General features: G+C 34.2%; 11 protein-coding genes. 5 read left to right on the top strand and 6 right to left on the bottom strand.

Features of this window, described 5'->3' with window-relative positions; translation table 11 throughout:
* The first annotated feature begins 2 nt into the window (after window positions 1-2).
* The 3 genes from F6P99_RS01775 to F6P99_RS01765 all read left to right on the top strand — a co-directional run bounded on the left by F6P99_RS01775 (window position 3) and on the right by F6P99_RS01765 (window position 3,721).
* On the top strand, window positions 3-185 hold the full coding sequence (locus F6P99_RS01775; protein WP_152285721.1) for a hypothetical protein: 183 nt from the start codon (window positions 3-5) through the stop codon (window positions 183-185).
* 20 nt (window positions 186-205) lie between these two features.
* The gene (locus F6P99_RS01770) at window positions 206-1,471 is read left to right on the top strand and encodes a hemolysin family protein (protein WP_152285720.1); all 1,266 of its coding nucleotides are present in this window, start codon (window positions 206-208) and stop codon (window positions 1,469-1,471) included.
* A gap of 153 nt (window positions 1,472-1,624) precedes the next feature.
* Window positions 1,625-3,721: a peptidylprolyl isomerase gene (locus F6P99_RS01765; protein WP_152285719.1), complete on the top strand. Its 2,097-nt coding sequence runs from the start codon at window positions 1,625-1,627 to the stop codon at window positions 3,719-3,721.
* A gap of 318 nt (window positions 3,722-4,039) precedes the next feature.
* On the opposite strand, the gene F6P99_RS01760 is transcribed toward F6P99_RS01765, so the two are convergent.
* Together F6P99_RS01760 and rpsO are read right to left on the bottom strand one after the other, a co-directional pair.
* Complete coding sequence (locus F6P99_RS01760) at window positions 4,040-6,259, bottom strand: polyribonucleotide nucleotidyltransferase (protein ID WP_152285718.1); 2,220 nt, start codon at window positions 6,257-6,259, stop codon at window positions 4,040-4,042.
* A 129-nt stretch (window positions 6,260-6,388) separates the two neighbouring features.
* Window positions 6,389-6,658, bottom strand: coding sequence for a 30S ribosomal protein S15 (gene rpsO / locus F6P99_RS01755; RefSeq protein WP_152285717.1), 270 nt, complete (start codon window positions 6,656-6,658; stop codon window positions 6,389-6,391).
* Between the two features lie 180 nt (window positions 6,659-6,838).
* Here rpsO and F6P99_RS01750 point away from each other — a divergent pair, with 180 nt between their 5' ends.
* Complete coding sequence (locus F6P99_RS01750) at window positions 6,839-7,690, top strand: hypothetical protein (protein ID WP_152285716.1); 852 nt, start codon at window positions 6,839-6,841, stop codon at window positions 7,688-7,690.
* Window positions 7,691-7,732: 42 nt separating this feature from the next.
* On the opposite strand, the gene accD is transcribed toward F6P99_RS01750, so the two are convergent.
* The 3 genes from accD to tamL all read right to left on the bottom strand — a co-directional run bounded on the left by accD (window position 7,733) and on the right by tamL (window position 12,380).
* Window positions 7,733-8,590, bottom strand: coding sequence for an acetyl-CoA carboxylase, carboxyltransferase subunit beta (gene accD, locus F6P99_RS01745; protein ID WP_152285715.1), 858 nt, complete (start codon window positions 8,588-8,590; stop codon window positions 7,733-7,735).
* Between the two features lie 101 nt (window positions 8,591-8,691).
* Window positions 8,692-9,759 carry a class II fructose-bisphosphate aldolase gene (gene fbaA, locus F6P99_RS01740; RefSeq protein WP_152285714.1) on the bottom strand — a complete coding sequence of 356 codons (1,068 nt, stop codon included), beginning with the start codon at window positions 9,757-9,759 and terminating at the stop codon, window positions 8,692-8,694.
* 146 nt (window positions 9,760-9,905) lie between these two features.
* Window positions 9,906-12,380 (bottom strand): translocation and assembly module lipoprotein TamL, encoded by a 2,475-nt coding sequence (tamL, locus tag F6P99_RS01735; protein WP_152285713.1) that lies wholly within the window; start codon window positions 12,378-12,380, stop codon window positions 9,906-9,908.
* A 217-nt stretch (window positions 12,381-12,597) separates the two neighbouring features.
* Between tamL and F6P99_RS01730 the strand changes: the two genes are divergently transcribed.
* Window positions 12,598-13,326 (top strand): TrmH family RNA methyltransferase, encoded by a 729-nt coding sequence (locus F6P99_RS01730; RefSeq protein ID WP_152285712.1) that lies wholly within the window; start codon window positions 12,598-12,600, stop codon window positions 13,324-13,326.
* A 14-nt stretch (window positions 13,327-13,340) separates the two neighbouring features.
* Here the strand turns inward: F6P99_RS01730 and porT are convergent, their stop codons facing one another.
* A complete protein-coding gene (gene porT, locus F6P99_RS01725; protein WP_152285711.1) occupies window positions 13,341-14,060 on the bottom strand; it encodes a type IX secretion/gliding motility protein PorT/SprT in 720 nt (239 codons plus the stop codon).
* Window positions 14,061-14,078 lie beyond the last annotated feature (18 nt).

Raw genomic sequence — 14,078 nt, 5'->3', positions numbered from 1 at the left:
TTATGAATACGTTTGGGAAATATTTAGAAATAGCCTACGCAATAATTGGAATTATCTTTATTGGAGAAGGGGTTTTGGCATGGGCAGATGATAGGGAAAAAGCTTATCTTTCAATTGGTTTTGGAATCTTGGCCATCTTTATGTTTTTCTTTAAGCGTAACTTTAGAAAAAAAAGATCTAAGTAAGAGTTGCTAAATTTATGCTAATGCAGTTAGAGATTGCTATTATTGTTGTTTCCGTTTTGCTTTCAGCCTTTTTTTCAGGTATGGAAATTGCGTTTGTTTCTGCAAATAAGTTACACATTGAATTAGAAAAAAAGCGAGAAGGTTTGGCCTATGTTCTTTTAGGTAGACTTACAGAAAAATCTTCGAAATTTATTACTACGATGCTCGTAGGTAACAATATTGCCCTTGTAGTCTATAGTTATTATATGGGTGATGTTTTAGTAAAAACTGTCATTCCTTATTTGCCAGAGAGTTTGTCAAGTGATTTTTTGGTGTTGTTTATACAAACGCTGATATCTACATTGGTGATTTTGATTACAGCTGAATTTTTGCCGAAAGCGATTTTTAGAATTTATGCGAATGAAACTTTGAAAGTGTTCGTGTTTCCGGCGTATCTGTTTTATTTGCTGTTTTATTTCATTTCTGGATTTATGCGTCGCATTTCAGATTTTTTTCTGAAGCTTTTCTTTAATACCAATATAACAGAGTCTCAAAAAGAATTTAGCAAAGAAGAATTAGGAGATTATATAACAGAACAATTAGATACTTCAGATGAAAATAATGTCTTAGATTCTGAAATTCAAATTTTTCAGAATGCCCTAGATTTTAACAATGTTAAGGCGCGAGAAATCATGGTTCCGCGTACTGAGATTACAGCGGTAGAAATTCATGAAACCGTGGCGAACTTGAAAAAAATATTTGTTGAAACAGGATTGTCAAAAATTTTAGTGTACAAAACTTCTTTAGACGATGTTGTGGGGTATGTAAGAGTATTTGATTTGTTTTCGAAACCAAAGAGTATCAAATCTATATTAATGCCGGTAGAAATCGTTCCTGAGTCTATTACGATTAGCGATGTGCTTAATTCTTTAACAAAAAAGAAGAAAAGCATTGCATTGGTGTTAGATGAGTATGGAGGAACATCGGGTATGATCACAGTTGAGGATATTATCGAAGAGATTTTTGGAGAAATTGAAGATGAACATGATTCTGTGGAGTTGACCGACGAAAGGATTGACGAAAAAGAGTACCGTTTTTCAGCTCGTTTAGAAATAGATTATTTGAATGATTCTTATAATTTAGAAATCCCAAAAGAAGAGAGTTACGAAACTTTAGGTGGTTTTATCTTAGAACATACCGAGAGTATTCCTGAAAAAGGAAGTGTGCTTAATATCGAAAATTACGAGTTTCAAATCACCAAAGTTAGCGGTTCTAAAATAGAAGAAGTCCTGTTGAAAATCATCTAGTTTACACGCTGAAAACGATGTGAGTAACTAGATTTGAAAGTTTTTTATTCTTCGAACCAAAAAGTTTCCAATTTAATAAACATTGCCCTTTTTTTATTTCCTAGGAAATTGTATTTTCGCACACTATCAATAAATAATAATACATAAAATAACATGGCAATATTATCAAAAATTAGAGAACGTTCAATGTTTTTAATCGTGATTATCGGTTTGGCGTTGTTTGCTTTTGTTGCAAGTCCAAAAGACATTTTAGACTTCTTTAATTCAAGTAAAGTAGATTCAGTAGGTGAGATTAATGGAGAATCAGTAAGTAGAAGAGATTTTGCTGCTCAAGTTGAGGCTTACAAGACAAATGTAGGACCAAATGTTTCTGAAACCCAAGCGGTAAATGCTGTGTGGAATAATGTTTTGAGTGAAAAAATATTCAAGACACAGTTAGAAGAAGCAGGGATAGTTGTAGGTGAAAAAGATATATGGGATGCCATCGTTGAAATTCCATCAATTAAAAATGCCGAAATTTTCAAAAATGAAATTGGTCTTTTTGATGAAGAAAAATTCAAAGAATATTTAGCTAATTTGAAAAGTAATTCAAAAGATCAAGCAAATAATGCTTGGTTGAATTGGTTGCAAACAGAAAGAAGTGTAAAAGCAAATTTAGAAAAATCAGCCTATACACAATTGGTTCGTTATGGAGTAGGTGCTTCATTAAAAGAAGGTGAAAGAGCTTACCTTGAAGGACAAACAAAACTTGACGGTTCTTATGTTTATGTTCCTTATGCATCAATTAAAGATGATGAGGTGAGTGTAAGTGCAGCTGAAGTTGAAGCTTATGTAAATGCACATCAAGATCAGTTTGAAACCGAAGCTACTAGAGATATCAAGTATGTGAGTTTTGATATCAAGGCATCTCAAAAAGATGAAGATGACTTGAAAGATGATTTGAACTATATCGTACCTGGTTTTGTAAAGACAGAGAATGTTGCAGAGTTTGTTGAGGATGAAGGGACAGATATTGCATTAGACGATAGGTTTTTGTTTAAAAACAATTTACCAACAGTAGTGGCAGATGAAATCTTTGCAGCGAATAAAGGAAACGTGGTTGGACCTTATAAATTCCAAAACCATTTGAGAATTTCTAAAGTGCAAGATTTTGTTAAAATGCCAGACTCTGTGCAAGCTAGTCATATCCTAGTTGCATATGTAGGTTCGAGAGCGGCAAATCCTGAAATTACAAGATCAGAAGAGCAAGCGAAAAAATTGGCTGATAGTATTTTAACTGTAGTTAAGAAAAGGCCATCGAAATTTGCAGTATTGGCTAAAAATATTTCTGCAGATAAATCGAATTCAGAAAAAGCAGGAGCTTTAGATTGGTTTACTTATAACCAAATGGTACCTGAGTTTAGAGATTTCTGTTTCTTAAACAAAAATGGAAAAATCGGAATTGTTAAAACAACCTTCGGATATCATGTAATAAAAATTACAGGACAAAAGAATATTCAAAAGGCAGTTAAGTTAGCTACGATTTCTAAGAAAATTGAAGCTTCTGAAGATACAGAGAATCAAATTTTTGAACAAGCTGAATCTTTGGCATATGAAGTTTCGAATGGAGCTTCAATCGATGAATTAGCCAAAGAAAAAAATTACATAGTACGTCCGTTAGTTGGTATAAAAGCAATGGAAGATGCTGTGGCTGGTTTGGGTAATAACAGAAGTATTGTTCGTTGGACGTTTGATGCTGAGACAAATGTAAACTCTGTAAAGCGTTTTGATTTAGATCAGGGTTATGCGGTGGTTGTATTGTCTAATAAAACAGCGAAAGGCTTGCAATCTGCTTCTGCTGCATCTGCAAAAGTAAAACCAATTTTATTGAAAGAGAAAAAAGCTGCGTTGATTGCTGCTAAAATGAATGGTGCTGACTTAAACAGTATAGCTACGGCGAATGCAACCGAAGTGAAAAACTTTTCAAATGTGACAATGGCAGCGCCGACGATTTCTGGTGTAGGTATTGAGCCTGGTGTTGTTGGAGCTATTTATGCTTCTCCAGTGGATAAGGTTGTTTCTAATATTGTAGGAGTTAAAGGAGTATTCGCTGTGAAAGTTTCAAAAAAGGAAGCTCCAGCTGATTTGCCTAGCTACGAAGGATCTAGAAATTCTTTGGCAAAAGAAAATCAAAACAAACTTGCAAGAGAGTTGTTTACTTCTTTAAAAGAATTGTCTGATATCGAAGATAATAGAGCGAATATTTACTAAGATATTTCAACAAATATAGAGAAGCTCAGGAAGAAATTTCTGAGCTTTTTTTGTGTTTAATTTTGTCGTTGTATTTTGTTCAAAGAGTGTATAGACAAGTTTATAATCGGGTTTTTGCATTGTGAATATTTGGTACTGCTCTATATTTGTATGGTATAAAGTAGTTCTTTTTCTCACATGTTTGTGTGATTAATTGGGTAAACTTATGGGGTATAAAACTCTCACAGAAATGTGAGAGTTTTTGTTTTTTTGCATGAAAAAAATCCCACCAATTAAAATTGATGGGATTCATTTATTTTTGAGATTGTCTTTCGACGATTAGTCTCTTTTTTCTCTTGGTTTTCTGTCGTCTCTGCGGTTATCGCGTCCACGGTTATCTCTACCTTTAGAATTGTCTCTAGGAGGTCTAGCAACATATCCTTCTGGCTTTTCTAACAATGCTTTACGAGATACTTTTTCCTTACGTGTTTTAGGGTCAACTCCAAAGTATTTAACTTCAAATTCATCTCCCATGTTTACAACGTCAGAAACGTTTTCTGTACGTTCCCATGCCAATTCACTAACATGTAACAATACTTCGTTACCTGGAGCGTCTAAATACTCAACAACGGCACCAAAATCTAACATTTTGATTACCTTAACTTTGTATTTCTCACCTTTTTCTGGTTTGAATGTCAAAGATTCAATACGAGCAAGAACGGCATCAATTCCTTCAGAACCTGTTCCTAGAATTTCAACTACTCCTTCTTCAGTTACTGGATCTTCATTGATTACAATGGTAGTACCAGTTACTTTTTGTAACTCCTGGATGTTTTTTCCACCTGGTCCAATCAAAGCACCGATAAATTCATTAGCGATTCTCTTGGTAACCATTTTAGGTGAGTGTTCTTTTACATCTGCGTTAGGGCTTGCAATTGTTTCAGTGATTTTACCTAAAATATGCAAACGACCTTCACGAGCTTGTTTCAAAGCACTTACCAAGATTTCATAAGAAAGACCTTTGATTTTAATGTCCATTTGACAAGCAGTAATACCATCAGCAGTACCCGTAACCTTAAAGTCCATATCACCTAAGTGATCTTCATCTCCTAAGATGTCTGATAAAACAGCAAAACGATCTCCATCAGATATCAATCCCATTGCGATACCAGAAACTGGTTTTTTCATTTGAACACCAGCATCCATCATAGCTAACGTACCAGCACAAACAGTTGCCATAGAAGAAGAACCATTAGATTCTAATACTTCAGATACTACTCTTACTGTGTATGGGCAATCTTCAGGAACCATTCCTTTCAATGCTCTTTGAGCTAAGTTTCCATGACCAACTTCTCTACGTGAAGTACCTCTTAAAGGTCTCGCTTCACCTGTACAGAAAGGAGGGAAGTTATAGTGTAAATAAAATCTTTCTTCACCTTCGTGTGTTGGTGAGTCAATAATATTTGCATCTCTAGATGTACCAAGTGTAACTGTAGCTAATGCTTGTGTTTCGCCACGAGTAAAGATTGAAGATCCATGTGTTGAAGGTAAGTAATCAACTTCAGACCAGATAGGTCTAATCTCAGTTGTTTTACGTCCGTCTAAACGTAAACCTTCTGCCAATGTCAATTCGCGTACAGCTTCTTTTTGTGATTTGCTGAAATATTTTCCAATTAAATCTCCGAATTCTTCGACTTCTTCTTCAGAAAATGCAGCTACAACTTCTTCTTTTACTTGAGCAAAAGCTTCAGTACGTTCTACTTTAGAAGTACCTTTTTTAGCGATGTCGTAACATTTTTGGTATGCTAAATCATTAATTCTAGCAGCTAATTCTTCATTTTCTTCAGAAACAGCAAATTCTCTAGTTTCTTTTTTACCAAAAGCTTCAGCTAATTTTACTTGAGCAGTACATTGTACTTTAATTGCTTCGTGTGCAAACTTAATAGCATCAGCCATTTCTTCTTCTGAAATTTCATCCATTTCACCTTCTACCATCATTACAGAATCAGCAGAAGCTCCAATCATCATGTCGATGTCAGATTCTTCTAATTGTGCTCTAGTAGGGTTGATAACGAATGCTCCATTTACTCTTGCAACACGTGCTTCAGAAATAGGAGTTTCAAAAGGAATATCACTTAATTGAATAGCAGCAGAAGCAGCTAATCCCGCAAGTGCATCTGGCATAACGTCTTCATCATGAGACATTAATTGCACCATCACTTGTGTTTCTGCGTGGTAGTTTTTTGGGAATAATGGACGCAATACACGGTCAATCAAACGCATTGTTAATACTTCTGCATCTGTAGGTCTTGCTTCTCTTTTAAAGAATCCTCCTGGGTATTTACCTGCTGCAGCAAATTTTTCTCTGTAATCTACTGTTAACGGTAAAAAATCTACGTCACTTTGTTTGTAGTTTGATACTACAGTACACAACAACATTGCTTTACCCATTTGCACAACAACGCTACCGTGAGCTTGTTTTGCTAATTTTCCTGTTTCTAATGAGATTGATCTTCCATCTCCAAGGTCGATAACCTCTTTAAATACTTTTGGAATCATAATTTAATCCTAAATTTTGTTATTAAAATATTGTGTGTGTTGTTTTGGGGTTGTTGAAGTCCCTGTGGAGTAAAATACTAATGCCAAAAATAAAAAAGAGGCAATATAGATTGCCTCTTTTTAGAGTTTTTATTTTCTCAAGTTCAATTCCTTGATAATTGCACGATATCTTAAGATATCTGTTTTGATCAAGTAGTCTAATAAACTTCTACGTTTACCTACTAACTTTACTAACGCACGTTCAGTGTTAAAATCTTTACGATTAGACTTTAAGTGCTCAGTTAAATGATTGATACGGTGTGTGAATAAAGCGATTTGCGCTTCAGTTGATCCTGTGTTTGATTCAGAACCTCCGTGCTTTTTGAAAATTTCTTTTTTTACTTCAGATGTTAAATACATGCGAACATTAAATTTAAAATTAATAATTTTTATGTATTGATAAGTATTTTATCAAGGCTGCAAAGATACTATTATTTTCTAATCTAACAATTGATTTCACTATTTATGTAGTTTGTTTTAAACCTTTTAGTAAATTTATAGTCTGATAGTTAAAGTGAAACCAACTAAATTTGAATTATTATGAAAAAAACAAAGTTATTATACATGTCTTTATTTGTATTGATGATGTACTCAATTACCGGATGTGAAACAGACAATGGAGTAAATGTAGATGATGTTTCTAAAGAAACGATTGTTTCGATTGAGGATGGAGATGCAGTAGTTGACGAATTAGTCGCAATTTTTGAGGAAATTTATACAGATGAAGAGTTTTCATCTTTGGCATATAAAATAGAGAAGCGTGATAGATATTTACCAGAGTGTGCGGTAAAAACTGTGACAACTGAGGCAGGTGTAAAAAATGTAATTATTGATTTCGGTGAAGGGTGTACTTTAAAAAATGATAAAATTTTAAAAGGAAAATTACTGATGACTTATACTATTGATAAATCGTTAAGAAATAAGTCGGTTACGCATGGCTACGAAGATTTTTTTATAAATGACAAACAAATTTCGGGAGAGAGTAGTTCTGTGAAAGTAGGGTCAAATGAAAATGGAAATCGCCAAACGACATTTACAGAGTCTATCTTAATTTCATGGGAATCTGGAGAAACGGCTTCGAGAGAAGGTACACGAGTAACAGAATTAATTTCGGGCGGAACTCAAGATGATTGGGCTTCAAAGGTATATGAAATATCTGGTAACTGGACCTCTACTTCTAAAAATGGAGAAGTACATTCAGTTGAGATTACGCAAAAACTTCGCAAGGAGTTGACTTGTAGATTTATTGTAAGTGGGGTGAAAGAAATATCAAAAACGAATAAAACGGGTACGTTAGATTTTGGAGATGGTAGTTGCGATGCTATTGCCACTTTTACCGATGCTGATGGAGTAGTGGAAGAAATCGAATTGCAAAAAAACAAAAGAAAATAGCTTTTGTATAAAAATAAAAAAGCCCCAAAATTGGGGCTTTTTTTATGATCTTATTTTTTGATTTGAAATCAAATCTATATAAAGATTGATTTGTTTTTTCAATTCTTTTCTCTCGTAAATGGCATCTAAAAATCCATGTTCTAATAAAAATTCAGAGCGTTGGAAACCTTCAGGTAAGTCTTTTCCCGTTGTGTCTTTTACAACACGTGGTCCGGCAAATGCAATCAATGCATTTGGTTCTGCAATGTTGATATCACCTAACATGGCAAAAGAAGCAGTAATTCCTCCAGTTGTAGGATCGGTACATAAAGAGATGTAAGGTACTTTCGCTTCAGCTAACAAAGCTAATTTCGCAGAAGTTTTTACCATTTGCATTAACGATAAAGGAGCTTCTTGCATACGAGCACCTCCCGACTTAGAAATCATTAAAAATGGAATTTTCTTTTTGATCGAATAATCAATAGCACGAGCTATTTTCTCTCCAACAACACTTCCCATTGATCCGCCAATAAAAGCAAAATCCATACAAGCAATAACCAAATCTTTTCCTAAAGATTTACCTACGGCAGTACGAACAGCATCTTTTAATTTTGTCTTCTTTTGTGCGTCTTTTAATCTGTCTGGATAAGCTTTTGTGTCAGAGAACTTTAAAGGATCTGCCGCCTCTAGTGAAGCATCAAGTTCTTTGAATTTATCATCAAATAATATTTCAAAATATTCTGCACTACCTATTCTTACATGGTAACCATCTTCACGGCTCACATAAAGATTCTGTCTTAAGTCTTCTGTATCAACAATTTTCCCGCTAGGTGTTTTGTACCATAATCCCTTAGGTACATCTTTTTTAGCTTCTGTAGGAGTATTAATTCCTTTCTCTATTCTTTTAAACCAAGCTGACATAATTTATTCTATTTTATAGTGGGCTAATTTACTAAAAAAATAAAGAGAAACTGAAAATATTTCAGTTTCTCTTTAGGTAGTATTTAATAATGTGTGGGCTCTTATAGAGTATTCACATTATTAAGATCTTCAAAAGCTTTGATCAAACGTGCTTTCAAAGTAGCTTCACCTTTACGTAACCATACACGAGGATCGTAGTATTTTTTGTTTGGAGCCTCAGGTCCTTCTGGGTTTCCGATTTGCGTTGCTAAATAAGCAGCATTGTCAGCGAAGTAATCTCTAATTCCTTCCATAAATGCGAATTGCAAATCAGTATCGATATTCATTTTAATAGCTCCGTATCCGATTGCTTCTCTAATTTCTTCTACTGAAGAACCAGAACCACCATGGAATACAAAGTCAATAGGGTTGTGCTCTAAACCGTGCTTCTCTTCGATGAATTTTTGAGAGTTGTCAAGAATTTTTGGAGTCAATTTAACGTTACCTGGCTTGTATACACCATGTACGTTTCCAAAAGCAGCAGCAACAGTAAATCTTGGAGAAACTTCAGAAAGTTGCTCGTAAGAGTAGTTTACCTCTTCTGGTTGCGTGTATAATTTAGATTCATCAACATCAGAATTATCAACACCATCTTCTTCACCACCAGTGATTCCTAATTCGATTTCTAAAGTCATTCCCATTTTGTCCATACGCGCTAAATATTCTTTACAGATAGCGATGTTTTCTTCTAATGGTTCTTCAGATAAATCAATCATGTGAGACGAGAATAATGGCGCTCCAGTTTCAGCAAAATGCTTTTCTGATGCATCTAATAATCCGTCAATCCAAGGCAATAATTTTTTAGCAGCGTGGTCTGTATGTAAAATTACTGGTACACCATAGGCAACAGCTAATTCATGAACGTGTTTTGCTCCTGCAACTGCTCCAGCGATCGCAGCTTTTTGGTCAGTGTTATCTAATCCTTTACCAGCATTAAATACAGCTCCTCCGTTTGAAAATTGAATAATAACTGGAGAATTTAATTCTTTAGCTGTTTCTAAAACAGTGTTAATTGTATTATTCCCTGTTACGTTTACAGCTGGAATAGCAAAGTTTTTTGCTTTTGCCAACTTGAAAATTTCTTGAACTGCATCTCCTGTAGCAACTCCTGGTTTGATGTTGTGACTCATGGTTTGTTATTTTAAAAAATTTGACACAAAAGTAATAATTTTAAATGGGATGTTGGTGGATTTTAGAGAAGTTGCTGTAAGAAAATCGCGAAATCGATGTAGGAATAGTTGTCTAATTACTAGTGATTTTGCAGGTGCAAACTTGTTTAGAATGGGTAGTTAATACCGATGTTAATCACTGCGTTTTTAAAGTTGTGATTTTGGAACCATCGGTTTCCATCTAGGTAAGGTTCGTAGGTTTTGAAACCGATATCAGTTCTGAAAACAAAAAAGCTAAAGTCGTATCTAAGTCCAAACCCACTACCGATAGCACTGTTTTTTAACGACTCAAGACTGGTGAATTTATCTCCTGGTTCAGATATTTCAGAGTTTGTGATATCCCAGATGTTTCCGGCATCGATAAATAATGCGCCATTTAAACTCTTTGTCAAACCGAATCTATACTCAATATTCGTAATCAATTTTAAACTTCCAACATTGTATTCTAAGCCACTATCGTTCGAACCTGGTCCAAGCTCATAGGTTCTATAGGCCCGAATATCACTCGAACCACCGATAAAGTAACTACTTGTGAAAGGTATGTCTTTAGAGTTTCCGTAAGGAATAGCGATACCTACGAATGTTCTTGAAACCAATACGGTAGATTTCGTAGGGTTCCAGTATTTGATGAATTCAAAATCTGTTTTGGTGTATTGTGCAATAGGTATGTCTGCAAATGTTTTTACTCCGTTGATTTGTGTATTTGATAATGCGGTAAGTAAATTTCCAGACGTTGCAATTTTTGCTCTAAAGAAAAAGTATTCTTTGTCTTTAAAATTATCTTGTGTACTATATGTAAAGGCATAGGTAATAGACGGAATTACGAAATCGGTGGTAATTATTTCATTTCGTTTCTCAATGTTTTTTGCTCTTTGGTAGGCATCGGGATCGGTTTGCTGAAAATCCTCATCGATTTCGTCATTGATAAACTGCAATGCATTGTCTTCTGTAAGTGGGTAATCTGGGAAATAGGCTTGTTGAATGATTACCAAATCGTTGTACTCTGATGAGTAAATATAAAAATATTGATCCTTATTTAGGTTCTTTACATACTGAGCATTCAATGGCTCAATGGTGTGTTTGGTTCTTTTATTAGGCGTCCATGAATAATCGACAAAGGCTGTGAATTTCTGTTTGTCTAACCCAATGTTTTTCTGAAAACTACTACCGATTGAGAACAAGGTTTTCGGAGCCATTCTCTTGTTTATTATCTGATAGCTGTTGAACGGAAAAACTATTCTCGGAACTTCAATTGATGCATCGGCGCTAAGCTCCCAAGAACTAAAAGGTCGGTCGTTTGGATTACCAATATTTCTTGCTACGTCGAAAATAGATCCCTTAAACGAGAGTTTAAATATTTCTGCGTTTCGGAAAGTGTTTCTGTTGATAAAAGAAAATCCACCAGCGAAACCTAGTTGTTTGATGTTAGAATGAATAATTTCGGTATTGGTACTTACCGAATATTTTTTCATGGGGCTTAATACGATGGTTGCAGCGAGTTCTTCGTCATTTATTTCGGTGTATTTTATTTTCACCATTTTAAAATTTCGAAGTAACTTCAAATGTTTTCTTGTTAGACTTCTTGCACTGTCTTTATAGATGTTCCCGGGTTCTATAAATACTGCGTTTAAAATTGCTTTCGGGTTGTATTTTAGTTTGTCATGAGAATAGAAACTAAATCCTTTGAATTCGGTTGTGTCTTTAAATGCTTCGTTTTTTCGTTCGTAACTATAATCAGTAAAGATCCCAATCTTTGTAACCTTTTGAACCTTTAATGGTTTGGTCTCAATGACACCTTCGTTTTCGGTTAATCGGTCGGTGATTTTTAAAATTACATCTGTTTTATTGTCGGTTGCTAGTGTGTCAATATCATAAAAACCGATTTGGTTTTCGTTAAAGTGATAGATACCTGAATTTCTAAAGATTCTCGTAAGTCGATTTGCTTCTTTTCTAAAATTGACATCTCGATAAATATCTCCAGATTTCAATAGTGAGTTGGTTTTTGTGATTTTATATATAGAATCTAAAGTTTCAGAGTCAATTATTCTACGGATACTATCTAAAAGAAAAGGCTTTCCTTTTACAATATTATATTTAATTTTTGCTTTTTCTTCATTTAATAACACATCATAGTCCAAGGTTATATCGTAATTAATTTCCGCATTAAAATATCCATTGTTGAAGTAATATTTTTTTAGTTTTTGAGTACTTAATTCTGATTTTCTTTCGTCTAAAACAACGGGTGGCTGGCCTCCATTCAAAAACCATTTATTTAACGATTTGTATGTTTCTCCCATTTGCACAGTTTGTTTCTGAGAAAAAACAGCTCTTAAAAATGAATTTGTTTTTGGATGTTTTTCAACCCATTCCGCATGTCTGTTTTCGTAATCGATATTTCCTCGGTTGTAGAAATGAAGAGGAAAGGGAATTCCTAGAAAAGAGGAGTTAGGTCTTTGTATAATATAATCTTTGGCCTCACTATCAATTTTGTTTTTGTTATCAATAGACACCTCGTTTTTAGAAAGTAAATACTCTCCTTCGGGCACGTACTTTGTGGTTTTACATGCGCTGAAAATGAACATGATTCCAACAAAATATAAAAATGATATCTTAGTGTTTTGAAACAACAACGTTAGGTTTAATGATTTTCAAAAATAGTACTTTTGAAGCGTATAATCATAGCTTCTTTATAGAGTTTAAATTCCTTTTTAATTTTCCTTCCTAAAAAGTGTATTTTTGCTCTGCAATAAAAGTTGTAGTACAACAAATACCTTGCCTTTTATTACTCAATGCTTACCTATGGAATTGTCTAAAAATCAAATCAAATTAATCAAAAGTTTAGAGCAAAAAAAACAGCGATTGAAACATCAGCTTTTTATTGCTGAAGGGAAAAAAGTAGTTTCAGAACTCTTGTCCTCGTCTTTTGAATTGGAAAAATTATTTGTGTCTGAAGATACAAGACCGTTTTTCGAAGCATACGATTTTCAGCTGATAAAAAATACGGACTTTAAAAAAATTAGCGCCTTAAAAACTCCGAATGGTGTGTTGGCGGTATTTAAAATTCCTAAAGAAAAAGAAGTTCAAAAATCAGGAATGATTGTTGCTTTGGATAGTATAAATGACCCAGGCAATCTAGGTACAATTATTCGCCTGTGTGATTGGTTTGGTGTTGTACAATTGGTTTGCTCGTTAGATACGGTAGATTGTTTTAATGCGAAAGTAGTGCAAGCCACAATGGGTTCTTTGACTCGTGTAAATATTACTTATTTACAGCTAGACGAATATCTATCTAAAGTTGATGTGCCTGTTTTTTGTGCAGATATGGAAGGAGACAATATTTACGATACTGAATTACCTACAACAGGAGTTTTGGTGATGGGTAATGAGGCCAATGGGATCTCTAAAACGGTAGAGAATCTATGTTCTAACAAACTAACCATACCGCGATTTGGAACGATACAAGAAACAGAGAGTTTGAATGTTGCTACAGCTACAGCAATAATTCTAAGTGAATTTAAAAGAGGCTAAAATCAAAAAATAGCTTATTCAAAAGCTAACTTGATAAATAAACTTCTAGTACCCATAAAATCTATAGGGTCTGTCCACGGGCTAGGCCCATTTGCAGGATCGTCATAATAGATTTCGTTGGTCATTGCAAATTGCCCACGAATGGATGGTGAGAATTTAAAGTAGTGGAAATAGAAATCGAATCCAAAACCTAATTCATACATGAAGTTGTGCGTTTGCATTCTAAACTGTCCACTAAAATTATCATCTTTACTGTCTTGGTTGCTTGAGAAGTTGTAATCGTATGAAAAACCTCCTATCAAGTATGGTTTTACGTTGTTAAAACGCAGTGCACTAAACTTTAAAAGAATAGGTACATGTAAAAAAGTCGATTCTATGTTCGCAGAGGAATAGTTGTCGAAAATACCTGTGTTGTTTTCGTCTATAAAATAGATGGTACTTTCGTTGCTTATTAATCCTGGTTCTAGTCTTAAATTAAAAAACTCATTGATTTTTACATCTCCAATCAAACCAACATTGAAACCTGTTTTGTTGTCGAATCTTACACTTGTGTTTGGGAAAATGTTTTCTTTATAAGTAAGTTTATAATTACTGTTGTTCCAACCGAGGTAAAATCCCCAATGAATTTCATGTTTGTCAAAACTAGGAAGTTGATTCACTTTTCTTTTTTGAGCAGTTAAACTCAAAGTGATAAAGAGAATAGAAATAACTAATAAGATGCTTCTTTTTTTCATACTTAAATTCGCTTACAA

Origin of the sequence: Flavicella marina (genome assembly GCF_009193215.1) — a bacterium.
GTDB lineage: Bacteria > Bacteroidota > Bacteroidia > Flavobacteriales > Flavobacteriaceae > Flavicella > Flavicella marina.
The sequence above is the reverse complement of the archived record's forward strand: the minus strand, read 5'-3'. Positions and strand labels throughout refer to the sequence as shown.

Coding starts and splice junctions, on each gene's coding strand:
- rpsO (WP_152285717.1), bottom strand. CDS start 6,658: ATGTATTTAACATCTGAAGTAAAAAAAGAAATTTTCAAAAAGCACGGA.
- F6P99_RS01760 (WP_152285718.1), bottom strand. CDS start 6,259: ATGATTCCAAAAGTATTTAAAGAGGTTATCGACCTTGGAGATGGAAGA.
- accD (WP_152285715.1), bottom strand. CDS start 8,590: ATGTCAGCTTGGTTTAAAAGAATAGAGAAAGGAATTAATACTCCTACA.
- F6P99_RS01730 (WP_152285712.1), top strand. CDS start 12,598: ATGGAATTGTCTAAAAATCAAATCAAATTAATCAAAAGTTTAGAGCAA.
- F6P99_RS01765 (WP_152285719.1), top strand. CDS start 1,625: ATGGCAATATTATCAAAAATTAGAGAACGTTCAATGTTTTTAATCGTG.
- porT (WP_152285711.1), bottom strand. CDS start 14,060: ATGAAAAAAAGAAGCATCTTATTAGTTATTTCTATTCTCTTTATCACT.
- F6P99_RS01775 (WP_152285721.1), top strand. CDS start 3: ATGAATACGTTTGGGAAATATTTAGAAATAGCCTACGCAATAATTGGA.
- fbaA (WP_152285714.1), bottom strand. CDS start 9,759: ATGAGTCACAACATCAAACCAGGAGTTGCTACAGGAGATGCAGTTCAA.
- F6P99_RS01770 (WP_152285720.1), top strand. CDS start 206: ATGCAGTTAGAGATTGCTATTATTGTTGTTTCCGTTTTGCTTTCAGCC.
- tamL (WP_152285713.1), bottom strand. CDS start 12,380: ATGTTCATTTTCAGCGCATGTAAAACCACAAAGTACGTGCCCGAAGGA.
- F6P99_RS01750 (WP_152285716.1), top strand. CDS start 6,839: ATGAAAAAAACAAAGTTATTATACATGTCTTTATTTGTATTGATGATG.